Origin of the sequence: Pseudoxanthomonas sp. z9, assembly GCF_006542425.1 — a bacterium.
Taxonomy (GTDB): Bacteria; Pseudomonadota; Gammaproteobacteria; order Xanthomonadales; family Xanthomonadaceae; genus Pseudoxanthomonas_A.
In genome coordinates this window covers 1-22,591 of the sequence record NZ_VFID01000004.1, presented here as the reverse complement: position 1 = coordinate 22,591, position 22,591 = coordinate 1, and the positions used below count along the sequence as shown (strand labels likewise).

17 protein-coding genes, 1 tRNA gene and 1 pseudogene are annotated in these 22,591 nt (G+C 66.5%); 15 read left to right on the top strand and 4 right to left on the bottom strand.

Going from position 1 to position 22,591, the window contains the following annotated elements; all coding sequences use genetic code 11:
- The 15 genes from nuoI to FG323_RS04595 all read left to right on the top strand — a co-directional run bounded on the left by nuoI (position 1) and on the right by FG323_RS04595 (position 17,570).
- The gene (gene nuoI / locus FG323_RS04665) at positions 1–489 is read left to right on the top strand and encodes an NADH-quinone oxidoreductase subunit NuoI (protein WP_141453293.1); all 489 of its coding nucleotides are present in this window, start codon (positions 1–3) and stop codon (positions 487–489) included.
- 10 nt (positions 490–499) lie between these two features.
- Positions 500–1,150 carry an NADH-quinone oxidoreductase subunit J gene (locus tag FG323_RS04660; RefSeq protein WP_141453292.1) on the top strand — a complete coding sequence of 217 codons (651 nt, stop codon included), beginning with the start codon at positions 500–502 and terminating at the stop codon, positions 1,148–1,150.
- Positions 1,147–1,452, top strand: a complete 306-nt coding sequence (gene nuoK / locus FG323_RS04655; RefSeq protein ID WP_141453291.1) for an NADH-quinone oxidoreductase subunit NuoK — start codon at positions 1,147–1,149, stop codon at positions 1,450–1,452. Before FG323_RS04660 ends, nuoK begins: the two co-directional genes overlap by 4 nt.
- 16 nt (positions 1,453–1,468) lie before the next feature.
- Positions 1,469–3,679 carry an NADH-quinone oxidoreductase subunit L gene (gene nuoL, locus FG323_RS04650; RefSeq protein WP_141453783.1) on the top strand — a complete coding sequence of 737 codons (2,211 nt, stop codon included), beginning with the start codon at positions 1,469–1,471 and terminating at the stop codon, positions 3,677–3,679.
- Positions 3,680–3,711: 32 nt separating this feature from the next.
- Positions 3,712–5,223 carry an NADH-quinone oxidoreductase subunit M gene (locus FG323_RS04645; RefSeq protein WP_141453290.1) on the top strand — a complete coding sequence of 504 codons (1,512 nt, stop codon included), beginning with the start codon at positions 3,712–3,714 and terminating at the stop codon, positions 5,221–5,223.
- Between the two features lie 6 nt (positions 5,224–5,229).
- On the top strand, positions 5,230–6,681 hold the full coding sequence (gene nuoN, locus FG323_RS04640) for an NADH-quinone oxidoreductase subunit NuoN (protein WP_141453289.1): 1,452 nt from the start codon (positions 5,230–5,232) through the stop codon (positions 6,679–6,681).
- A gap of 101 nt (positions 6,682–6,782) precedes the next feature.
- Positions 6,783–6,859 (top strand) — tRNA-Met (locus tag FG323_RS04635).
- A gap of 166 nt (positions 6,860–7,025) precedes the next feature.
- On the top strand, positions 7,026–7,649 hold the full coding sequence (rimP, locus tag FG323_RS04630) for a ribosome maturation factor RimP (RefSeq protein WP_141453288.1): 624 nt from the start codon (positions 7,026–7,028) through the stop codon (positions 7,647–7,649).
- Positions 7,650–7,653: 4 nt separating this feature from the next.
- Entirely contained in the window at positions 7,654–9,165 is a 1,512-nt protein-coding gene (gene nusA, locus FG323_RS04625; RefSeq protein WP_141453287.1) for a transcription termination factor NusA, read from the top strand.
- A gap of 110 nt (positions 9,166–9,275) precedes the next feature.
- Positions 9,276–11,921, top strand: a complete 2,646-nt coding sequence (infB, locus tag FG323_RS04620) for a translation initiation factor IF-2 (protein WP_141453286.1) — start codon at positions 9,276–9,278, stop codon at positions 11,919–11,921.
- A gap of 108 nt (positions 11,922–12,029) precedes the next feature.
- The gene (rbfA, locus tag FG323_RS04615) at positions 12,030–12,401 is read left to right on the top strand and encodes a 30S ribosome-binding factor RbfA (protein WP_141453285.1); all 372 of its coding nucleotides are present in this window, start codon (positions 12,030–12,032) and stop codon (positions 12,399–12,401) included.
- A gap of 141 nt (positions 12,402–12,542) precedes the next feature.
- Positions 12,543–13,490, top strand: a complete 948-nt coding sequence (gene truB / locus FG323_RS04610; protein WP_141453284.1) for a tRNA pseudouridine(55) synthase TruB — start codon at positions 12,543–12,545, stop codon at positions 13,488–13,490.
- 147 nt (positions 13,491–13,637) lie between these two features.
- On the top strand, positions 13,638–13,898 hold the full coding sequence (rpsO, locus tag FG323_RS04605) for a 30S ribosomal protein S15 (protein ID WP_141453283.1): 261 nt from the start codon (positions 13,638–13,640) through the stop codon (positions 13,896–13,898).
- Positions 13,899–14,082: 184 nt separating this feature from the next.
- The gene (pnp, locus tag FG323_RS04600; RefSeq protein ID WP_141453282.1) at positions 14,083–16,191 is read left to right on the top strand and encodes a polyribonucleotide nucleotidyltransferase; all 2,109 of its coding nucleotides are present in this window, start codon (positions 14,083–14,085) and stop codon (positions 16,189–16,191) included.
- Positions 16,192–16,421: 230 nt separating this feature from the next.
- Positions 16,422–17,570, top strand: coding sequence for an NAD-dependent epimerase/dehydratase family protein (locus FG323_RS04595; protein WP_141453281.1), 1,149 nt, complete (start codon positions 16,422–16,424; stop codon positions 17,568–17,570).
- 63 nt (positions 17,571–17,633) lie between these two features.
- Here FG323_RS04595 and FG323_RS04590 read toward each other — a convergent pair whose 3' ends face one another.
- The 4 genes and pseudogenes from FG323_RS04590 to FG323_RS04575 form a co-directional block, all read right to left on the bottom strand.
- Positions 17,634–18,527, bottom strand: a complete 894-nt coding sequence (locus FG323_RS04590) for a hypothetical protein (RefSeq protein ID WP_141453280.1) — start codon at positions 18,525–18,527, stop codon at positions 17,634–17,636.
- A 215-nt stretch (positions 18,528–18,742) separates the two neighbouring features.
- Positions 18,743–20,215: a DUF1501 domain-containing protein gene (locus FG323_RS04585; protein WP_141453279.1), complete on the bottom strand. Its 1,473-nt coding sequence runs from the start codon at positions 20,213–20,215 to the stop codon at positions 18,743–18,745.
- A 9-nt stretch (positions 20,216–20,224) separates the two neighbouring features.
- Positions 20,225–22,081, bottom strand: coding sequence for a DUF1800 domain-containing protein (locus FG323_RS04580; protein WP_141453278.1), 1,857 nt, complete (start codon positions 22,079–22,081; stop codon positions 20,225–20,227).
- Positions 22,082–22,320: 239 nt separating this feature from the next.
- Positions 22,321–22,591 (bottom strand): annotated as a pseudogene (locus FG323_RS04575) (GntP family permease); the annotation flags it as partial.

Below are 22,591 nucleotides of genomic sequence, written 5' to 3'. Positions count from 1 at the left end.
ATGAACAAGGTCATCCATTACTTCAAGAGCCTGATGCTGCTCGAGTTGCTGGGCGGACTGTGGCTGACGCTGAAATATGCGTTCAAGCCCAAGTACACCGTGATGTATCCGATGGAGAAGTTCCCGCAGTCGCCGCGTTTCCGCGGCCTGCATGCGCTGCGCCGCTATCCCAACGGGGAAGAGCGCTGCATCGCCTGCAAGCTGTGCGAGGCGGTCTGCCCGGCACTGGCCATCACCATAGACTCGGCTCCGCGCGAGGACGGCACCCGCCGCACCACCCGTTACGACATCGACCTGTTCAAGTGCATCTACTGCGGCTTCTGCGAGGAAAGCTGCCCGGTGGACTCGATCGTCGAAACGCACGTGCTGGAGTACCACTTCGACAAGCGCGGCCAGAACATCGTCACCAAGCCGCAGCTGCTGGCGCTGGGCGATCGGCTGGAAGCCGAAATCGCCGAGCGTCGCGCCGCCGACGCCGCATTCCGCTGAGGTCCAAGAGATGGATTGGGTAAATATCGCTTTCTGGATCTTCGCCGCCATGGCGGCGGTCGCTGCCGGCGCGGTGATCAGCGTGCGCAACCCGGTGCACGCCGTGCTGTGCCTCATCCTGACCTTCTTCTCGGTGGCCTGCATCTGGCTGCTGGTCGGGGCCGAGTTCCTCGGCGTGGCATTGATCCTCGTCTACGTGGGCGCGGTGATGGTGCTGTTCCTGTTCGTGGTGATGATGCTGGACATCGACGTCGCCAAGATGCGCGAGGGCTGGGTGAAATTCCTGCCGGTCGGCGTGGTGGTCGCGGTCGCCATGCTGGTGCAGATGCTGACCCTGATCGGGGTCAAGGCACGCACCGCCGCGGCGTTCCCGGACAATGCCGCCGCCGCCGCGGCCGACGTATCGAACACGGCCTGGCTGGCGCGCAGCCTGTTCACCGAATTCCTGCTGCCGTTCGAGTTCGCCGCCGTGATCCTGACCGTGGCCGTGGTCGCCGCGGTGATGCTGACCCTGCGCCGCCGCGCGGGCGCCAAGCACCAGGATCCGTCCGAGCAGTCGCGGGTCAAGGCCGGCGATCGCATCCGCATGGTCAAGATGGCGGTCGAGAAGCCGGTCCGCGCGCCCGCCGATGAAGCTGCCGAAGGGGAGGGCAAGGCATGATTACCCTGGGTCACCTGCTGGCGCTGGGCGCGGTGCTGTTCTGCATCAGCCTGGCCGGCATCTTCCTCAACCGCAAGAACGTCATCGTGCTGCTGATGTCCATCGAGCTGATGCTGCTGTCGGTGAACATCAACTTCGTTGCATTCTCCCGCGAACTGGGCGACGCCGCCGGCCAGATCTTCGTGTTCTTCATCCTGACCGTGGCCGCCGCCGAGGCCGCCATCGGCCTGGCGATCCTGGTCACCCTGTTCCGCACCCGGCGCACGATCAACGTCGCCGAAGTCGACACGCTCAAAGGCTGATGCACCCATGACAGGTCTGGAAGTCGCAATTTCCAAGAACGTGCTGCTGGCCATCGTGCTGGCGCCGCTGCTGGGCAGCATCATCGCCGGGCTGTTCGGCCGCCAGGTCGGCCGCGCCGGCTCGCATGTCGTCACCATCCTGGGCGTTGCCGTCAGCTGCGCGCTGTCGGGCTGGGTGCTGTACCAGCTGGTCGGGCAGGGCGCCTCGCCGTTCAACCAGAATGTCTACACCTTCTTCGAGGTGGGCAACTACAGCGCGCACGTCGGTTTCATGATCGACAAGCTGACCGCGATGATGATGGTGGTGGTGACCTTCGTCTCGTTGCTGGTGCACATCTACACCATCGGCTACATGGCCGAAGACCCGGGTTACCAGCGCTTCTTCAGCTACATCTCGCTTTTCACCTTCAGCATGCTGATGCTGGTGATGAGCAACAACTTCCTGCAGCTGTTCTTCGGCTGGGAAGCGGTGGGCCTGGTCTCGTACCTGCTGATCGGTTTCTGGTTCAAGCGCCCGTCGGCGATCTTCGCCAACCTCAAGGCGTTCCTGGTCAACCGCGTCGGCGACTTCGGCTTCCTGCTGGGTATCGCCGCGGTGTTGTTCATGTTCGGCACGCTGGACTACGCCACCGTGTTCGCCAACGCGCCGCTGCTTGCCGGCAAGGCGATTCCGGTATGGTCCGGCGCCATCAGCATCCCGGGCGTGTTTACCTGGCAGGTGCTGGACCAGCCGCTGATCTGGTCGATGGCCACCCTCATCTGCATCTGCCTGTTCATCGGTGCGATGGGCAAGTCGGCCCAGGTGCCGCTGCACGTCTGGCTGCCGGACTCGATGGAAGGCCCGACCCCGATCTCGGCGCTGATCCACGCGGCGACGATGGTGACCGCCGGCATCTTCATGGTGGCGCGCATGTCGCCGCTGTTCGAGCTGTCGCAGACCGCGCTGGACTTCGTGCTGTTCATCGGCGCCACCACCGCGTTCTTCACCGGCCTGATCGGCATCGTGCAGAACGACATCAAGCGCGTGGTCGCGTACTCCACCCTGTCGCAGCTGGGCTACATGACCGTGGCACTGGGCGTGTCGGCGTATTCGGCGGCGGTGTTCCACCTGATGACCCACGCGTTCTTCAAGGCGCTGCTGTTCCTGGCCGCCGGCTCGGTCATCATCGGCATGCACCACGAGCAGGACATGCGCAAGATGGGCGGCCTGCGCAAGTACATGCCGATCACCTGGATCACCAGCCTGATCGGTACCCTGGCGCTGGTCGGAACGCCGTTCCTGTCCGGCTTCTATTCCAAGGACACCATCATCGAGGCGGCCAAGCACCACCAGGAGCAGGCCGGCGAGTTCGCCCACAAGGTGGCCGAGCTGGGCACGATGGCGCAGGGCATCAGCGGTCCCAGCGAATGGGTCGCCAACTACGGCTACTGGGCGGTGCTGCTGGGCGTGTTCGTCACCAGCTTCTACAGCTTCCGCCTGCTGTACCTGACCTTCCACGGCAAGGAGCGCTTCCGCGAGGCCCATGCCGATCACGGCCACGACGATCACCATGCCGATACGCATAACGATGCGCATGATGATCACCATGGCGACGATCATGGCCACCATGGCGCGCACGAACCGCACGAATCGCCGTGGGTGGTGACCGTGCCGCTGATCCTGCTGGCGATCCCGTCGATCCTGATCGGCTACTTCACCGTCGGGCCGATGCTGTTCGGCACCGACTGGAGCGGCCACCACGAGCAACTGCCGTTCTTCCTGGGCGCGATCGACTTCATCACGCCGGCTTCGGACACGGTGGGCCAATTGAAGGAAACCTTCCACGGTCCGTTCGAATTCGCCCTGCACGGCATGCAGGCGCCGCCGTTCCTGCTGACCGTGGCCGGTTTCCTCCTGGCGACCTTCCTGTACCTGATCAAGCCGGAACTGCCGGGCAAGCTGCGCAAGATATTCGCGTTGCCGGTCCGCATCCTGGAGAACAAGTACGGCATGGATGATCTGTGGATCGGTGGACTGGCCGGCGGCAGCGTGAAGCTCGGCAAGGCGTCGCGTGCCATCGATACTCACCTGATCGACGGCGTGGCCGTCAACGGCAGCGCCCGCATCGTGGACCTGGCCGCCAACCTGTTGCGCCGTACCCAGTCGGGTTTCCTCTACCACTACGCCTTCGCGATGATCCTCGGCCTGATTGCACTGCTGGCCGTGCTCATCCGGTTCTGGCAATGACCGCCCTGGCGCTGAATTAACGGATACCACTCGTGTCGAACTGGCCTTTGCTTAGCATTCTGATCTGGCTGCCGATTCTCGGCGGCGCGCTGGTCCTCGCCCTGGGCAACCGTCGCGCCAGTGCCGCCCGCTGGGTGGCATTGGGCGTGGCGCTGCTGACCTTCCTGGCGAGCCTGCCGCTGCTGACCGGCTTCGACTTCGCCAACCCCGGCATGCAGTTCGCCGAAAAGCGCGCCTGGGTGCCGGCGTTCAACATCTGGTACGCGCTGGGCGCCGACGGCATCTCGGTCGCGCTGATCGTGCTGACCACGCTCACCACGGTGCTGGCGCTGATCGGCGCATGGTCGGCGGTCGAGAAGCGGGTCAGCCAGTACGTGGCCGCGTTCCTGTTCCTGGAAGGCCTGATGATCGGCGTGTTCTGCGCGCTGGACGCCATCCTGTTCTATGTCTTCTTCGAAGGCATGCTGATCCCGATGTTCCTGATCATCGGCGTGTGGGGCGGCCCGCGCCGCATCTATGCTTCGATCAAGTTCTTCCTGTACACCTTCCTCGGGTCGGTGTTCATGCTGATCGGCCTGATCTACCTGTACCTGAAGGGCGGCAGCTTCCAGCTGGCGGACCTGTACACGCTGCCGCTGAATGCCAAGGAGCAGACCTGGCTGTTCTTCGCCTTCCTGATCGCCTTCGCGGTCAAGGTGCCGATGTTCCCGGTCCACACCTGGTTGCCGGACGCGCACGTGGAGGCGCCGACCGCCGGTTCGGTGATCCTGGCGGCGATCATGCTGAAGATCGGTGGCTACGGCTTCCTGCGATTCACCCTGCCGATCCTGCCGGACGCCGGCTTCGAATGGGCCTGGCTGGTGATCCTGCTGTCGCTGATCGGCGTGGTCTATGTCGGCCTGGTGGCGCTGGTGCAGGACGACATGAAGAAGCTGATCGCGTACTCGTCGGTCTCGCACATGGGCTTCGTCACCCTGGGCATCTTCATCGCCTTCGGCCTGGTCCGCGACTACGGCAACCTGGACGGCGCGCGCCTGGGCCTGCAGGGCGCGATGGTGCAGATGATTTCGCACGGCTTCGTCTCCGGCGCGATGTTCTCCTGCGTCGGCGTGCTGTACGACCGCATGCATACCCGCATGATCAAGGACTACGGCGGCGTCGCCAACGTGATGCCCTGGTTCGCGGTGTTCTTCGTGCTGTTCGGCATGGCCAACTCCGGCCTGCCGGGCACCAGCGGTTTCGTCGGCGAGTTCATGGTGATCGTGGCCAGCTTCCAGAAGCATCCGCTGATCGCGCTGGTCGCCGCGCTGACCCTGATCATCGGCGCCGCCTACACCTTGTGGCTGATCAAGCGGGTGATGTACGGCGAGGTGGCCAATTCGCACGTGGCCGAGCTCAAGGACATCAACGGGCGCGAGGCGCTGGTGCTGGGCGTGTTCGCCATCGGCGTGCTGGTGCTGGGCGTGTATCCCAAGCCGCTGGTGGACCTGATGGAACCGTCGATTGCGAACCTGGCGATGCAGCTCGCCAACAGCAAGCTGTAAGGAAGAATGATGACCACGTCGATGCTCCCCACCGCCGCCGACCTGCTGCCGCTGCTGCCGGAAGTCGTGCTGATCGCCGGCGCGTTCGCGCTGCTGATGCTGGATCTGTTCCTCAGCGACCGCCAACGGGTGATCACCCACCTGCTGGCCCTGGCCACGCTGGCGGTCTCGTTCTTCATGATCCTCACCGACGTCGGCGGCAGCGGGTCCGTGTTCAACGGCATGTTCGTCCGCGACGTGATGGCCAATGTCACCAAGCTGGCGATCCTGCTGGTCAGCGGACTGTCGCTGGTTTACGCCTGGCCGTACCTGCGCGAGCGCAAGCTGTATCCGGGCGAAGTGCCGGTGCTGGTGATGCTGGCGACCGCCGGCATGATGATGATGGTGTCGGCCGGCAGCCTGGTCATGGTCTACCTGGGCTTGGAACTGCTGGCGCTGTGCTCGTACGCGTTGGTCGCGTTGAACCGCGAGGACGGCCTGTCGGCGGAAGCGGCGATGAAGTACATCGTGCTGGGTTCGCTCGCGTCTGGCCTGCTGCTCTACGGCATGTCGCTGGTCTACGGCGCCACCGGCACGCTGCACCTGGACGGCATCCATGCCGCCATCGCGGGCGCCACCGATCGCACCCTGCTGCTGACCGGTGTGGTGTTCATGGTCGCTGGCGTGGCCTTCAAGCTGGGCGCGGCCCCGTTCCACATGTGGCTACCGGACGTCTACCAGGGCGCGCCGACCCCGATCACGCTGTTCATCAGCTCCGGCCCCAAGCTGGCCGCGTTCGGCATGGCCTACCGCCTGCTGGAAAGCGGGGTTGGCCCGGTCACCGAACAGTGGCAGTGGCTGCTGGCCGGCCTGGCCGCGGCGTCGCTGGTGATCGGCAACCTGATCGCCATTGCCCAGACCAACCTCAAGCGCATGCTGGCGTATTCCACCGTCTCGCACGTGGGCTTCCTGCTGGTCGGCTTCGCCGGCGGCGGCGCGACCGGTTATTCCGCGGCGCTGTTCTACGCGATCAGCTACGCGCTGATGTCGGCGGCGGCGTTCGGCGCCATCGTGGTGCTGTCGCGGCAGGGCTTCGAGGCCGACAAGATCGACGACTTCAAGGGCCTGAACGCCCGCAACCCGTGGCAGGCCGGACTGGTGCTGTGTGTGATGGCCTCGCTGGCCGGCGTGCCGCCGTTCCTGGGCTTCTGGGCCAAGCTGGTGGTGCTGGGCGCCGCGCTGAAGGGCGGCTTCACCTGGCTGGCGATCCTGGGCGTGGTCTGCGCGGTGATTGGCGCGTTCTATTACCTGCGGGTCATCAAGGTCATGTACTTCGACGAACCGGTGGGCGAGCGCCAGCCGGTGCGCCAGGACCGGGTGGTACCGGTGGTGTTCGGGGTGAACGCGCTGGCGCTGCTGGTGCTGGGCATCTTCTGGAACCCGATCATGGCGTGGTGCCAGCAGGCGTTCGCCGGCTGAACCATTCCGCCTCCGCCGCCTGATTTTTTCGGCGACGGATAGTTTTTGTTGATGGGAAGGCTTGCAAGAATCCACGGAAGCCTTCATAATTCCGCTTCTGCTGCGGGGTGGAGCAGTCTGGCAGCTCGTCGGGCTCATAACCCGAAGGTCGCAGGTTCAAATCCTGCCCCCGCTACCAAGCTTTGCGGTCGCGGAAGTCATCAAGACTTCCACGTCCGAAGCTCGGGCTCGTGAAAGCGCATGCTTCCGCTTTCACACCGAAATCCAGCGTTATCGGACAAGGGGCCCACCGGGCCCCTTGTTGTTTTCTGCAACCAGACTTTACCTGGCAAAAAGGTCATTCCGTGAGCGACAAGGCCACTCAAATCTCGGAACTCCTGGCCCCCACGGTGCAGGCGCTCGGGCTCGAGCTGCTGGGCATCGAGTACCTGCCCGCGCCCGGCGGCGCCACCTTGCGGCTGTACATCGACGTGCAGGATGCCGAGCGTGACAGCCGTTTCGTCAACATCGACGACTGCGAGGCGGTCAGCCGCGAGGTATCGGCGCAACTGGACGTCGAGGACCCGATTTCCGGCAACTACACCCTGGAAGTGTCTTCCCCGGGCGTCGACCGGCCCCTGTTCACCCTGGCGCAGTTCGCGCGCCACCAGGGCGAAAGCGCCAAGGTGGTACTGAAGCTGCCCCAGGACGGGCGCCGCCGCCTGCAGGGAGAAATCACCCGGGTCGAGGACGGACAGGTCGTTTTCACCGTCGACGGCGCGGCGTTGTCCGTGGCGTTCGATAATATTGACAAGGCCAGGCTGGTCCCCGATTGGGCGGCCCTGGGCCTGGCCCCCGAAAAACCCAAGGGTGGCGGCCGCAAGGCCGGCACCGCTGGCGGAGCCGCAGCCGGCAGGAAGGGCGCGGCGAAGCAGGAATCCAAGCAACAACCCAACAAGCCGGCGGCTCGCAAGCCGCGTGCGGAGTGAACTGATGAGTAAGGAACTTTTGCTGGTGGTGGATGCGGTCGCCAACGAGAAAGGCGTGCCGCGCGAGGTGATCTTCGATGCCATCGAAGCCGCGCTGGCGTCCGCCGCCAAGAAGCGCTATCTGGATCAGGACGTGTCGGTGCGCGTTTCGATTGATCACAAGGACGGCAGCTACGAAACCTTCCGCCGCTGGGAAGTGGTGGCCGACGACGTGGTGATGGAATCGCCGGATCGCCAGCTCCGCCTGATGGACGCCGTCGACGAGGCCGAGGGCGTCGAGGTCGGCGACTGGATCGAGGAGCAGATCGAGAACCCGGACTTCGGGCGCATCGCCGCGCAGGCCGCCAAGCAGGTGATCGTGCAGCGCGTGCGCGAAGCCGAGCGCCAGCAGGTGGTGGATGCGTGGAAGGATCGCGTCGGCGAACTGGTCACCGGCGTGGTCAAGCGTGCCGAGCGCGGCAACATCTACGTGGACCTGGGCGGCAACGCCGAGGCCTTCATCCCGAAGGACAAGGGCATCCCGCGCGACGTGTTGCGCGCCGGCGACCGTGTGCGCGGCTACCTGTACGACGTGCGTTCCGAGCCCCGCGGCCCGCAGCTGTTCATCAGCCGCGCCGCGCCGGAATTCATGATCGAGCTGTTCAAGCTGGAAGTGCCGGAAGTGGGCCAGGGCCTGGTCGAGATCAAGGCCTGCGCGCGTGATCCGGGCGACCGCGCCAAGATCGCGGTGCTGGCGCACGACAGCCGCACCGATCCCATCGGCGCCTGCATCGGCATGCGCGGTTCGCGCGTGCAGGCGGTGTCGAACGAGCTCAACGGCGAGCGCGTGGACATCGTGCTGTGGAACGACAACCCGGCCACCTTCGTCATCAACGCGATGGCGCCGGCCGAGGTGCAGTCGATCATCGTTGACGAGGAAAAGCACTCGATGGATCTGGCGGTGGCCGAGGACCGGCTGGCCCAGGCCATCGGCAAGGGCGGCCAGAACGTGCGCCTGGCCAGCCGCCTGACCGGCTGGCAGCTCAACGTCATGACCCAGGACCAGGTCGCCGCCAAGTCCGAGGCCGAGCAGGCCGTGGCCCGCCAGCTGTTCATGGACAAGCTGGAGGTGGACGAGGAAATCGCCGCCATCCTGGTCAGCGAGGGCTTCAGCACGGTCGAGGAAATCGCCTACGTGCCGGTCGGCGAGCTGCTGGCCGTCGAAGGCTTCGACGAGGACATCGTCGAGGAACTGCGGGCCCGCGCCCGCGACGCCCTGCTGAACGAGGCCCTGGCCGAGGAGGAGGGCCTGGAGGAGAACCAGCCCGCCGACGACCTGCTGGCACTGGAAGGCATGGACGAGGAAACCGCCTACGCGCTGGCCGCGCAGGGCGTCCGTACCAGCGAGGACCTGTCGGACCTGGCCGCCGACGAAGTGGTGGAATTTGGCATCGAAGGGATGGACGAGGGACGCGCCGCGGCGCTGATCCTGGCCGCCCGTGCCGAGGAGATCGCCCGCCTGGAGCGCGGCGAATGATCCACCGATGAGCACCGCCCTGGCACCCGCAGGGCTTAGAATCCCCAACCTTGAAATGGGGCGCTCCTTCGCTGACGGCAGAGGGGCGCTACAAAGAAACTAGGATCCGAATGTCGCAGCAAACCACCATCCGCAAGCTGGCTGAACTGGTCAATACGCCGGTCGAGAAACTGCTGGAACAGCTGGCCGAGGCCGGCATGAAGTTCAGCGGTCCCGACCAGGTCGTGACCAGCACCGAGAAGATGAAGCTGCTCGGCTTCCTGCGCCGTACCCACGGCAAGACCGAGAAGCCGGCGGACGAGACCGCCGCGCCGAAGAAGATCACCCTGAACCGCCGCAAGGTGCAGGAAGTGACCGTCGCCGCCGGCCGCAGCAAGACCACGGTGAACGTGGAAGTGCGCCAGAAGCGCACCTACGTGAAACCGAACGAGGCCGATGCGCCCGTCGTCGCGACCACCTCGCACACGGAGACCGACCCCGAGCGCGCCGAGATCCTGCGCAAGCTGGAGGAATCCAAGCAGCGCAACCTGCAGGAACAGCAGCGCCTGGCCGAGGGTGATCGCCGTCGTGCCGAGGAACTCGAGCGCAAGCGCAAGGAAGAGGAAGCCGCCCGCGCGGCCGCCGAAGCCATCGCGCGCGCCGAGGCCGAAGCCAACGCCGCCAATGCCGGCGAAGCTTCCGGCGAGGAGCGTCCCGCGCGTGCCGGCGGACACCACGTGCCCAAGCAGGTGGTGCGCAAGGATCCGCCGCGTGTCGACGACCGCAACGGCGCCGCCGCGGCGGCGAACAAGCACAAGACCCGCGGCTCGCACGCGATGGTCAGCGGCATCGAGGACGACGACGCGGCCAGCCGCTTCGCTGGCCAGCTGCACCTGTCCGCCGCCGAGCGCGCGCGCCGCACGACCTCGCGTGGCAAGCCCAAGCCGCGCAGGCAGATGGAGCAGAGCCGTGGCGGTGGCGGCGGCGCGCATGGCTTCGAGCGCCCGACCGCGCCGGTCGTGCGCGAAGTCGCCATCGGTGAAACCATCACCGTGGCCGACCTGGCGCAGAAACTGGCCCTGAAGGGCGGCGACGTGGTGAAGGCGATGTTCAAGATGGGCGTGATGGCGACCATCACCCAGACCATCGATCACGACACCGCCGCGCTGGTGACCGAAGAACTGGGCCACAAGGCAATCCGCGCCGAGAGCAACGACGCCGAGAGCGAACTGCTGGCCCATACCGAGGAGCACCAGGGCGACAAGGTCTCGCGTCCGCCGGTGGTCACCATCATGGGCCACGTCGACCACGGCAAGACCTCGCTGCTGGACTACATCCGCCGCACCAAGGTCGCCACCGGCGAAGCCGGCGGCATCACCCAGCACATCGGCGCGTACCACGTGGAAACGCCGAAGGGCGTCATCAGCTTCCTGGATACCCCCGGCCACGCCGCGTTCACCGCGATGCGCGCCCGCGGCGCCAAGCTGACCGACATCGTGGTGCTGGTGGTGGCGGCCGACGACGGCGTCATGCCGCAGACCAAGGAAGCCATCCAGCACGCCAAGGCGGCCAAGGTGCCGCTGATCGTCGCGGTCAACAAGATCGACAAGTCCGACGCCGATCCGATGCGGGTCAAGAACGAACTGCTGGCCGAGGAAGTGGTCGCCGAGGATTTCGGCGGCGACACCCAGATGGTCGAGATCTCGGCCAAGACCGGCCAGGGCATCGACGAACTGCTGGACGCGATTTCGTTGCAGGCCGAAGTGCTCGAACTGAAGGCCGTGCAGGACGGCCGCGCCAGCGGCGTGGTCATCGAATCCTCGCTGGACAAGGGCCGCGGCCCGGTCGCGACGGTGCTGGTGCAGCAGGGCACCCTGAAGAAGGGCGACTACCTGGTGTGCGGCATCCAGTACGGCCGCGTGCGCGCGCTGTTCGACGAGACCGGCGGCCAGCCGGCCTCGGCCGGCCCGTCGATTCCGGTGCAGGTGCTGGGCCTGTCGGGCGTGCCCGACGCCGGCGACGATTTCGTGGTGGTCGAGGACGAGCGCCTGGCCAAGGACGTGGCGCAGCAGCGCGACGCCAAGCGCCGCGAGTCGCGTCTGGTCAAGCAGGCCGGCAACCGCATGGAGGACATCCTGGCGCAGATGGGCCAGGGCGAAGGCCAGCAGGTGCTGAACCTGGTGATCAAGGCCGACGTGCAGGGTTCGGTGGAAGCACTGAAGCAGTCGCTGGTCGGGCTGTCCAACGAACTGATCCGCATCAACGTGATCACCGCCGGCGTCGGCGGCATCACCGAATCCGACGCCAACGCCGCGGTCACCGCCAAGGCGACGGTCATCGGCTTCAACGTGCGTGCCGACGCGTCCGCCCGCCGCATCATCGAGGCCAACGGCGTCGACCTGCGCTACTTCTCGATCATCTATGACGTGATCGACCAGGTGAAGCAGGTTGCTTCGGGCCTGCTGGGCAAGGAAATCCGCGAAGAGATCATCGGCACCGCCGAGGTCCGCGACGTATTCCGCAGCTCCAAGTTCGGCGCGGTCGCCGGCTGCATGGTCGTGGAGGGCGTGGTCAAGCGCAACAAGCCGATCCGCGTGCTGCGCGACAGCACCGTCATCTTCGAGGGCGAACTGGAATCGCTGCGCCGCTTCAAGGAAAACGTGGAAGAAGTCCGCAACGGCACCGAATGCGGTATCGGCGTGAAGGCGTACAACGACATCAAGCCGGGCGACCAGATCGAGTGCTTCGAGCGCATCGAGGTGGCGCGGACGCTCTGACGGGAATAGGGAATCGGGAATGGGGAATCGCAGGGCGGTTTCCCTTCTCCCGGTTCCGCCCGCAGCACGCCCGCGATTCCCGATTTCCCATTCCCGATTCCCGTACCAATGCCCACCAAATCCTTCCACCGTACCGACCGCATCTCCGCACAGCTCCGCCGCGAGCTGGGCACGCTGGTGCACGAGGCCGTGCGCGAGTACGGCCTGCCGTCGGTGAGCGTGTCCGATGTCGAGGTCTCGCGTGACCTGGCGCATGCCCAGGTCTACGTGACGGCGTTGATGCCGGAACGCTCCGCGGATGCGATCAAGGGGCTGCGCGAACTGGCGCGCGAATTGCGGATGGAGCTGGCCCGCCGGGTCAAGCTGCGCCACGTGCCGGAACTGCATTTCCACTACGACGATTCGGTGGATCGCGGCGAGCGCATCGACCAGTTGCTGCGTGATTTGCCGGAACACGGTTCCGGCGACGACCAGGGCTGATGGCCGGCCCCGGCGCGCACCGCGCCGGCGCCGTTTTTCGTTGATACTGGGCGGGCCTGGCCCCGCCGACCCATCGTGTCGTCGCGGCCGCCGTGCAGGTGCAGGCCGTGCCCGATGACTCTGAAAGGAACCCGGAGAGGGATGCCCCCGAAGATTCGCTTCCGTCCGCTGGATGGGCTGCTGCTGCTGGACAAGCCGCAGGGCCTCAGTTCCAACGCCGCCCTGCAGGCCGCGCGGCGGCTGTTCCGCGCGGAGAAGGGCGGACATACCGGCAGCCTGGACCCGCTCGCCACCGGACTGCTGCCGCTGTGCTTCGGCGAGGCCACCAAGATCGCCGGCCTGCTGCTGGGTTCGCGCAAGGCCTACGAGACCACCGCGGTGCTGGGCGTGACCACCGACAGTGACGATGCCGATGGTGCGATCCTGCGCCAGCGGCCGGTACCGACGGTGGATCCGGCCGACCTGGAGGCCGCCCTGGCACCGCTGCGCGGGCGTATCCGCCAGCGCGCCCCCATCTACTCGGCGCTCAAGCAGGGCGGCGAGCCGCTGTACGCCAAGGCTCGCCGGGGCGAGACCATCGAGGCGCCCGAGCGCGAGGTCGAGGTCCACGCCATCGAGGTGCTGGACGTCGAAGGCAGCCGGGTCCGGCTGCGGGTCGAGTGCGGTTCCGGCACCTACGTGCGCAGCCTGGTCCGCGATCTGGGCGAGGCGCTGGGATGCGGCGCCCACGTGGCCGAACTGCGCCGGCTGTGGGTCGAGCCGTTCCTGGCCCCGCGCATGTACACCCTGGAGGCGCTGGACGCGCTGGCCGGGGAGGGCGAGGCGGCGCTGCTGGCCGCGCTGCTGCCGGTCGAGGCCGGCCTGACCGGCTTTCCCCGCCGCGACCTGGATGCCGATGGCGCGTGCCGTTTCGGCATGGGCCAGCGCCTGCGGGGGCAGGGCGAATCGGCGGAAATGGTGGCCGTGCACGGCCCCGGGGGGCGGGTGCTGGGCCTGGGCAGCGTCGACGGCGAGGGGCTGCTGGTCCCCCAGCGTCTGTTCAGCTGGGCGGTCCGCAATACCCCGGCGGCGACACGGCCCCAACATTAAAACCTTGTTTCAAAAGGCCTCGGCGGCTACACTACGCCGCCGGTTTTGTCCGGCATTTCCTTTCGTTCACGGCGAGCCACGTGGTGCACCGGCCTACTCCGGTATCTCCCGGCGTTCCTGCAGGCTTCGCATCTCCAGAGAAACCACATGTCCATCGATACCCAGAAGATCATTGAAGAAAACAAGCGCGGCGCCGCCGACACCGGTTCGCCGGAAGTGCAGGTCGCCCTGCTGACCGCCCGCATCGAGCAGCTCAGCGGCCACTTCAAGATCCACAAGAAGGATCACCACAGCCGTCGCGGTCTGCTGCAGCTGGTCAACCGTCGCCGCAGCCTGCTCGACTACCTGAAGAAGAAAGACAACGAGCGCTACAAGAGCCTGATCGAAAAGCTCGGCCTGCGTCGTTGATGCAATACCCCGCCGCGGCGCAGAAATGCGCCGCGGTTTGCATTTGAGGGAAGGAAATCCGGTTGAGTGCCGATAGGGCACGTCGCTTTTCTCCCAGAACACCGGCCGGGCACTCCGGCCAACCGCCGGCGGCAAGGGCCGCGGGCGGCCCAGAATCCGAACAGGCAATATTCAAGGAAACCACGTGGCAAAAATCACCAAAACCTTCCAGTACGGCAAGCACACCGTCACCCTGGAAACCGGCGAAATCGCCCGCCAGGCCAGCGGCGCCGTCATCGTCAAGATGGACGACACCGTACTGCTGGTCTCCGCCGTCGCCGCCAAGTCGGCCCGCGAAGGCCAGGACTTCTTCCCGCTGACGGTCGACTACCAGGAGAAGTTCTACGCCGGCGGCCGCATCCCGGGTGGCTTCTTCAAGCGCGAAGGCCGTGCGACCGAGAAGGAAACGCTGATCTCGCGCCTCATCGATCGTCCGATCCGTCCGCTGTTCCCGGAGGATTACAAGAACGAGGTCCAGATCATCGCCACGGTGATGTCGCTGAACCCGGAAGTGGATGGTGACATCCCGGCGCTGATCGGCGCCTCCGCCGCGCTGGCCCTGGCCGGCACCCCGTTCATGGGCCCGATTGGCGCCGCCAAGGTTGGTTACAAGAACGGCGAGTACATCCTCAACCCGACCACCAGCGAGCTGAAGGAATCGCAGCTGGAGCTGGTCGTCGCCGGTACCGCCAACGCGGTGCTGATGGTCGAATCCGAAGCCGCCATCCTGTCCGAGGACGTGATGCTGGGCGCGGTGATGTTCGGTCATCGCGAGATGCAGAAGGTCATCAACGCGATCAACGAGCTGACCGTCGAAGCCGGCACCAAGCCGTCCGAGTGGACCGCCCCGGCCAAGAACACCGCCCTGATCTCGGCGCTGAAGGAAGCCATCGGCAACCAGTTGGCCGAAGCGTTCCAGGTGCGCGACAAGCTGCAGCGCCGTGACGCCATCGCCGCGATCAAGAAGGACGTGGTGGAGCGCCTGGCCGGTCGCGTCGAAGCCGAAGGCTGGAGCGGCGCCGAGCTGTCGAAGGAATTCGGCGAGCTGGAATACCGCACCATGCGCGACTCCGTGCTGGCCACCAAGGTCCGCATCGACGGCCGTGCGCTGGACACCGTCCGCCCGATCAGCTCCAAGGTGAGCGTGCTGCCGCGCACCCACGGCTCCTCGCTGTTCACCCGTGGCGAGACCCAGGCGATCGTGGTCGCCACCCTCGGCACCGCCCGTGACGGCCAGGTGATCGATGCGGTCAGCGGCGAGTACAAGGAAAACTTCCTGTTCCACTACAACTTCCCTCCGTTCTCGGTGGGCGAATGCGGCCGTTTCGGCGCGCCCAAGCGCCGTGAAATCGGCCATGGCCGCCTGGCCAAGCGTGGCGTGCTGGCAGTGATGCCGACCCTGGAAGAGTTCCCGTACACCATCCGTGTGGTGTCGGAAATCACCGAATCCAACGGTTCGTCCTCGATGGCCTCGGTCTGCGGCAGCTCGCTGGCGCTGATGGATGCCGGCGTGCCGGTGAAGGCGCCGGTCGCGGGCATCGCGATGGGCCTGGTGAAGGAAGGCGACAACTTCGTCGTGCTGTCGGACATCCTGGGTGACGAAGATCACCTGGGCGACATGGACTTCAAGGTTGCCGGTACCGCCGATGGCGTGTCCGCGCTGCAGATGGACATCAAGATCGAAGGCATCACCGAAGAGATCATGAAGCAGGCGCTGCAGCAGGCCAAGGCCGGCCGCCTGCATATCCTGGGCGAGATGGCCTCGGCCATCACGAGCCCGCGCGCCGAGCTGAGCGACTACGCGCCGCGCCTGCTGACCATCAAGATCCACCCGGACAAGATCCGCGAAGTGATCGGCAAGGGCGGTGCCACCATCCAGGGCATCACCAAGGAAACCGGCACCCAGATCGACATCCAGGACGACGGCACCATCGTCATCGCTTCGGTCAATGCCGCCGCCGCGCAGGCCGCCAAGGCCCGCATCGAGCAGATCACCTCGGACGTCGAGCCGGGCCGCATCTACGAAGGCAAGGTCGCCAAGATCATGGACTTCGGTGCGTTCGTCACCATCCTGCCGGGCAAGGACGGCCTGGTGCACGTCTCGCAGATTTCCAGCGAGCGCGTGGAGAAGGTCAGCGACAAGCTGAAGGAAGGCGACGTGGTCAAGGTCAAGGTGCTGGAAGTCGACAAGCAGGGCCGTATCCGCCTGTCGATCAAGGCCGTCGAGGAAGGCGAGGGCGTGCCGGCCGAATAAGCCGGTCCCTTCCTTTCACGGACAGCAGAAAGCGGGCTTCGGCCCGCTTTTTGTTTGCCCGGGAGTTCTCCGCAGTCCGTCCGTTTTGCCCGCCTTGTCCCGCATGGGACATGCCGGCCGGCACAGCGATGGCGCGGTGCGGCAAACCAGCCCCGACTTTCGCCATAGGCGCGGCGGTGGCGCCGGGTGGTATTAGTGCGGCTTCACACCACCACCACCGGAGCCACCCGATGACCAGCCGTCGTGATCTGCTCAAACTCAGTGCGCTTGCCGCCGCCACCGCCGTGATGCCTTCGCTGGCCTGGGCCGCCGCCGGTCAGTCCGGCAAGGTTGGAAAGGCCGCCAAACCGCTGAACATCCTGATTCTCGGCGGTACCGGCTTCACCGGTCCGTTCCAGGTCGCCTACGCGCTGGAGCGCGGCCACAAGGTCACCCTGTTCAACCGCGGCAAGCGCCCCTCGCCGGAATGGCCGGGCGAGGTGGAACAACTGCACGGCGACCGCAACACCGGCGACCTGGAGGCGCTGGAAGGTCGCAAATGGGATGTCTGCATCGACAACCCGACCAGCCTGCCGTTCTGGGTCCGTGACGCCGGCAAAGTGCTGAAAGGCAATGTCGGGCACTACCTCTTCATCTCGACGATTTCGGTGTACGCCGATGGCAGCAAGCCTGGCATCAGCGAGGGCGACGCGCTGGCCCAGTACAAGGGCAAGGACGCGATGGCCGAAACCCAGGAATCGCTGCGCGCCGACATCGAGGGGCTGTACGGCCCGCTCAAGGCGCTCAGCGAGGCCGAGGCGCACAAGCAGTTCGGTGAACGCGTGACCATCGTGCGCCCCGGTTACATCGTCGGACCGCGTGACGAAACCGATCGCTTCACCTACTGGCCGCACCGCGTCGCCCAGGGCGGCGAGGTGCTGGTGCCGGGCGATGGCAAGGATCCGGTGCAGATCATCGACGGGCGCGATCTGGGCGAGTGGATGATCCGGCTGGCGGAGGCGCGCACCTATGGCGTGTTCAATGCGGTTGGCCCGAAGGAACTGTTGCCGATGGACGCCATGCTGCAGGCGTGCCAGACGGCAACCGGTGGCAAACCCACGTATACGCATGTGACGCCGGAATTCCTGGAAGCGCAGAAGGTCGAGGAACTTCCGATCTGGGTGTCCGCGAAGAGCGGTCCCTATGCCGGCTATGGCGCGGTCAGCAACGCGCGCGCGGTGGCGGCCGGCCTGACCTATCGTCCCCTGGACACCACCATCACCGATCTGATGGCCTGGTTCCGCAGCCAGCCGGCCGAACGCCAGGCCAAGCTGCGCGCGGGCATCAGCCGCGACAAGGAAGCCGAACTGCTCAAGGCCTGGCACGCGGCGAACGGCTGAGCAGCGGATCAGGGAGGGCAGGCGGCCGGCCGCGACCACCGGGCAGGCCACGGCGGATCGTCGCTAGCGCGTTGCGTGTTCGGTGACCGGCCGCGAGCATTCGGCACGCGCGGCGTCGGGCGTGCCGCGTGCGCCCGGCGTCGGAACCGCGGCGGGTTCCCAGGACGCCGGCGTCCAGTCCCGCGCATAGCCGGCGGCCAACTCGCGCGCCCTGGCTTGCATCGACGCATCGAGATCCGCCAGCAGCTCACTGCGCTGTTGTTCAACCTGCGCGCGCAGCCCGTCGAATGCTGCCGGCGCCGACTGCAGTTGCCGCTCCAGGTGCAGGTATAACGCCAGTGCCTTGGCCTTGTCCGGCTTCACCGCCTGCGCGAGAAAGTAGCGCCGCAGTTCGTTGCGCTGCGGCGAGAGCGCCGACGCCAGGGCGAAGCCGGTATGCAGGTCGCCTGAAGCGACGCCTCGCCAGGCGAGCGCCTCGGCTTCGCGCCGGTAGACAACCAATGCCTCCAGATTCTCAAGCGTCTCGTTGAGCCGGAACGCATTGCCGACCGCGTAGTGGCGCAGTGCCGGTGTGCTGCCGGCCAGGGCCGCCTGGCGCCAGTAGCGCACGCGTTCGGCCGCGGTCGACAGCGGCACGCCCTCGCAGTGCTCGCTTTCCTTGAGCAAATGTTCGCTGTTGGCCGCCATCATGTTGCGCAGGTTCTGGCGGGTTTGCTCGGACAGGCCGGAAGCCGTATTGATCCCGGACCGTTCCTGTTCCCGCAGCGTTTCCGAAGCGGCGGCCAGGCGGTAGCGGATCTGGTGGCAGTACTCGAATTCGGCGGCGAGACGGCAAGCCGCGGCGGATTCTCCCGCGTCGGCGCGCTGTCGCAGCGTCGCCAGCGAATCACGCAGTGGCGTTTCCAGCGCGGGCAGCGGAGTATCGGAAGCTGCGGACGCGCGCGATGGCTGTGGCATGGACGCGTCCGATACAGGCATCTGCCGATCAGGCGGCGCCGGCATGGCGTGGGTGACAGGAGCGCTGGCGGCGCGTCCTTGCAGCCAGCCCAGATACGCCGCGGCCGGAACAAGCAATACGATCAACCCGGACAATCCATACCGCCACCATCGCCTGCCCTGCATCGCGCCGGATCTCCATGAGGTGCGGGCGCATCATCGCATGCGGTCGTGGCTCAGTGCTCCCGACGGGGGATGAACCGTTCGATGCGGCCACGGCGTTGCCAGGCGGGCACTTCGTCGCCACCGGCATTGCCATGGCGTGCTTCTCCCGGCGCCGTCGACAGTGCGGGCGCGGCGAGCGGCAGCACCTGCGCATTCGCCGCCAGATCGCTGCCCTGGACGATGCCCAGCGGTGCATAGCCGGCATAGCCGGGAAATACCTGCGACAGGTTGGCATTGCCCATCCGCCGGATCAGGATTTCGGATATCACCCGCCGATAGTCGGTGGTCACCGGCACGTCGCCGAAGGTGGGTGACAGGGTTTCCGGATTCAGGCCAGGCCAACTGCCGTAGAAACGGCGGCCGTTGACCGGTCCGCCGAGCACCAGCAGCGGATTGCCGTAGCCGTGATCGGTGCCGCCATTGGCGTTCGCACGCACCCGGCGGCCGAACTCGGACTGCACGATCACCGTGACCCGCGCCATCTCGCCACCGGCGTTGAGTTCGTTGAAGAACGCCTGCAACGCCGAGGAGAGTTCGGCGATCTTGTTCTGGTAGTAGTGGTAGCCGCTGCCGGCCGTGCCCTGGCCCTCGTGGGTGTCCCAGCCGCCCAGATCGAGCGTGGCGTAGCGCAGGCCGAGGTTGAAGCGGATCGACTGCGCGATGGTCCACAGCTGCTGCGCGAAGGTGCCGCTCGGCCAGCCCGCTGGCGGGGATCCATAGGTCTGCTGGGCGATCAGGCGCAGCGACGCGTCGGCACGCTGGCCGCTCAACTGCAGGCCGGTGCGGCCGCTCCAAAGATCGGCCAGGGTCTCGTTGATGCCGCGAAAACCGACTGGCGAATCGGGACGACGTTCCTGCCAGGCATAGGCGCCGGCATTGAGGCGGAAGTCGCCCGCGCTGCCCATGGTCAGCGCGGCGGTGGAGGCGAGCAGGCCGGCCGGCTGGGTGGTGCCGATACCCAGCGCGGGCAGGGCCGCGGCCGGCGTGCCGGCGGGACGACTGTCCCAGGCGCGTGCCAGCCATCCGCTGCCGGTGCCGAACTTGCCCGGCGTGCCGAGATCGATCGACAACTGCGCATCGAAATGGCTGCGGGTGACCGAGGTGGCCATGCCGGCGGCGTGCACGATGCCCAGGTGGCCGTTGTTCCAGAGATCGCGCAGGCCGGTCGCGGAAGGATGCAGGCCGAATCCGGTGGCGGCGCCGCCGGCCAGGGTCAACGGCAGCGCGGCGTAGGTGCCGCTGATCGGAATCGACAGGTCCGGTCGCGCCTGTTCGTAGAACGTGCGGTCGTCGCCGCTGATCGGCACGACCAGGTTCAGGCCATCCATGCCGCCGCGCAGGAACAGGTGCACCACGGTGTCGTAGGCGTTGGCGGCCGCGCTCGCGTCCTCGGAGAACGTCAGGATCGAACCGGCGGCGCCCACCACGGCGGCGCCGCAGCAACCCTTCACGAATTCGCGGCGGGTCAGGGTGAATCGGCTCATGCGGTCACCTCAGCGGGCCATGAATTCGGGGGACATCAGGATCAGCGAGACCAGGCTGCGCAGGCGCTGATGGTTGTAGTGGCGCTTCAGATCGTTGATCGCCCAGGCATCGGTGTCGGCGATCACGTAACTGGCCGGATCGCCGTTCTGCGCCATGAAGCCGACCAGCGTCTGCCGGCGCGCCGCCTCGGGCTGGTAGCCCAGCAGGCGGTTGCACCAGAACGTCACCAGCGTGTTGGCGGTCCATTGCGCCGCCGGCACGCCGGCGCGCGTGGCGGCCAGGATCGGACTCAGCGGCACGCCGCCGTCGCTGGTCTCGGTCAGCCAGTTGAGCAGCTTCCAGGTCATCGCCAGCGAGTTGGCGCCGGACCAGGCCAGGCCGGTGTCCGGATAGCCGTTGGGTGCGGCCCAGTTATAGGGCAGATGGCCGGTGAACCCCATCCGCCACATGAATTCGTCGCTCTTTTCGTGGTCGAGCCGCAAGGTCCAGTCGTGGCCCAGGACGCGCATCGCCGCCACGGTGGCCTCGAACGGACGGCGATTCTTCCAACCCCAGCCGTTGACGAAGTCATCGGCGTTGAGGATGTGGCGCAACACGATTTCAATCTGATCCGGACGTTGCCAGTTGGCCCGGAACAGCGCGGCGGCACTGTCGACCAGCGCCTGCCGCGGCGTGTCGGTGACGAAGCGCCGGATCAGCTTGCGGCAGATGAATTTGGCCACCCGCGGATGGCTGGCCAGGCGATCCAGCACGTCGCGTCCATCCTTCATCGCCGGCTGCTCCGGGTACAGCATCCGCCCCAGCAGGAACTTAGGCCCGGCGTCGTGCCATGACTGCCGGTAGACGAAGGTGCCGTCGTTCTCGGCGGGGAATTCCCAGTGCGCGTTCTTCGCCGACCAGCCGGTGAAGGCCGCGGCGGTTTCGTACACGTCGATGTCCGTGTAGCCGATCGGATAGGACGGATCCTCCGGACACGGCGGTACCTCGAACGGATCGGTGAAGCCCAGGTAGTTCTCGGCGCCCAGCGTATGCAGTTCCAGCAGCTCGCGCGCCCAGTTCTCGTTGGGACCGGATCGCGAATTGTTGATGTTGTCCAGGAAGTACAGCATCGAGGTACTGGTCGCGACGGCTTCCAGCAGGGCGCGGAAGTTCCCCTTGGCATGCGCGCGGATCACGTCGCGGGTGTAATGCGGGAACAGCGGGCCGGCACTGAACTCGCTGACCAGCACGTTGAAATGGTCGTGCCAGAAATTGACCAGCACCTCGCGCAACTGGCGGCGCGAGTACACCGCGCGGACGAACGCCGCCCGCTGTACTTCGTTGGCCGGGCGCATGCGGATCGCGTAGTCGGGATCCGGCGCCACGTGATCCGCCCACAGCTGCGGCAGCGGCTTGCCCAGGGTGGTGTAGCCCGCGCTGGCGAGCCGGTTCTCCACCGCGCCATCGTCGATGGCATCCCAGTCCAGTTGCCAGTCGACGTAGTTGGCCAGGCGCTGGCGATCGTTGTCGCCCAGCGCGTTGAACTCGGCCACGGTGGTCGGGGTCGCGCCATAGCTGAGCCGGTTCAACATCCTCACCGCGAACGGCGGCGGAGGCAGGGTCAGCAGGCGCGGTTCGCTCATGTCCTGGGCGACCTGACCACCCGTCGCGGACTCGCGCTCCGGGGCGCCGGCGAGCGTGCCGCGCTCACCGCCGCGCAGGCCGTACAGGCGCCGATGGCGTTCGCGCACGGCGGCGCGTTGCGATTCGGCCGACGGTGCGGAGGCCGCCGGTTCCGCGGAAGTCGATCCGCGACCTCGCCGCAATGCCAGTGGGGTACGGGTACGGAACGCGGTCCGGCGGACCGTGAAGGCTCGGCGTGTCATCGTGATGGCTGGTTTCCCCGGAATCGTCGCCAGTATTCGGCAAGCGGGGCGAACACGACTGCGACCGTGCGCACAGGCCGATGCGTCCGTTGCGCGGAGGGAGCCGGCATCGGGACGGAGGGCGCGATCCGGTGACCGTTCGTTTCCGGCCCGCGAGCGCGGCTTGTGGTGGGCTTCCCCGAAGATTCTTGTCGGCGGGAGAGGACTGGCGATGCCCAGCCGCGGGGTGACGCCCGGATTCAGATCCAGCCGGTCAGGTAGAACAGGGCGATGATGAAGAACACCGCCATCGTCTTGATCAGGGTAATGGCGAAGATGTCCTTGTAGGACTGGCGGTGGCTCAGGCCGGTCACCGCCAGCAGGGTGATGACCGCGCCATTGTGCGGCAGTGTGTCCATGCCGCCGGAGGCCATCGAGGCCACCCGGTGCAGCACGTCCATCGGGATGCCGGCCGCGTTGGCATTTGCGATGAAACTGTCGGCCATCGCCGCCAGCGCGATGCTCATGCCG

What these genes read in the sequence shown, in the direction of transcription:
- nuoI (WP_141453293.1), top strand. Translation starts at nt 1, where the DNA reads ATGAACAAGGTCATCCATTACTTCAAGAGCCTGATGCTGCTCGAGTTG.
- FG323_RS04660 (WP_141453292.1), top strand. Translation starts at nt 500, where the DNA reads ATGGATTGGGTAAATATCGCTTTCTGGATCTTCGCCGCCATGGCGGCG.
- nuoK (WP_141453291.1), top strand. Translation starts at nt 1,147, where the DNA reads ATGATTACCCTGGGTCACCTGCTGGCGCTGGGCGCGGTGCTGTTCTGC.
- nuoN (WP_141453289.1), top strand. Translation starts at nt 5,230, where the DNA reads ATGATGACCACGTCGATGCTCCCCACCGCCGCCGACCTGCTGCCGCTG.
- nusA (WP_141453287.1), top strand. Translation starts at nt 7,654, where the DNA reads ATGAGTAAGGAACTTTTGCTGGTGGTGGATGCGGTCGCCAACGAGAAA.
- infB (WP_141453286.1), top strand. Translation starts at nt 9,276, where the DNA reads ATGTCGCAGCAAACCACCATCCGCAAGCTGGCTGAACTGGTCAATACG.
- rbfA (WP_141453285.1), top strand. Translation starts at nt 12,030, where the DNA reads ATGCCCACCAAATCCTTCCACCGTACCGACCGCATCTCCGCACAGCTC.
- truB (WP_141453284.1), top strand. Translation starts at nt 12,543, where the DNA reads ATGCCCCCGAAGATTCGCTTCCGTCCGCTGGATGGGCTGCTGCTGCTG.
- rpsO (WP_141453283.1), top strand. Translation starts at nt 13,638, where the DNA reads ATGTCCATCGATACCCAGAAGATCATTGAAGAAAACAAGCGCGGCGCC.
- FG323_RS04595 (WP_141453281.1), top strand. Translation starts at nt 16,422, where the DNA reads ATGACCAGCCGTCGTGATCTGCTCAAACTCAGTGCGCTTGCCGCCGCC.
- FG323_RS04590 (WP_141453280.1), bottom strand. Translation starts at nt 18,527, where the DNA reads ATGCCACAGCCATCGCGCGCGTCCGCAGCTTCCGATACTCCGCTGCCC.
- FG323_RS04585 (WP_141453279.1), bottom strand. Translation starts at nt 20,215, where the DNA reads ATGAGCCGATTCACCCTGACCCGCCGCGAATTCGTGAAGGGTTGCTGC.
- FG323_RS04580 (WP_141453278.1), bottom strand. Translation starts at nt 22,081, where the DNA reads ATGACACGCCGAGCCTTCACGGTCCGCCGGACCGCGTTCCGTACCCGT.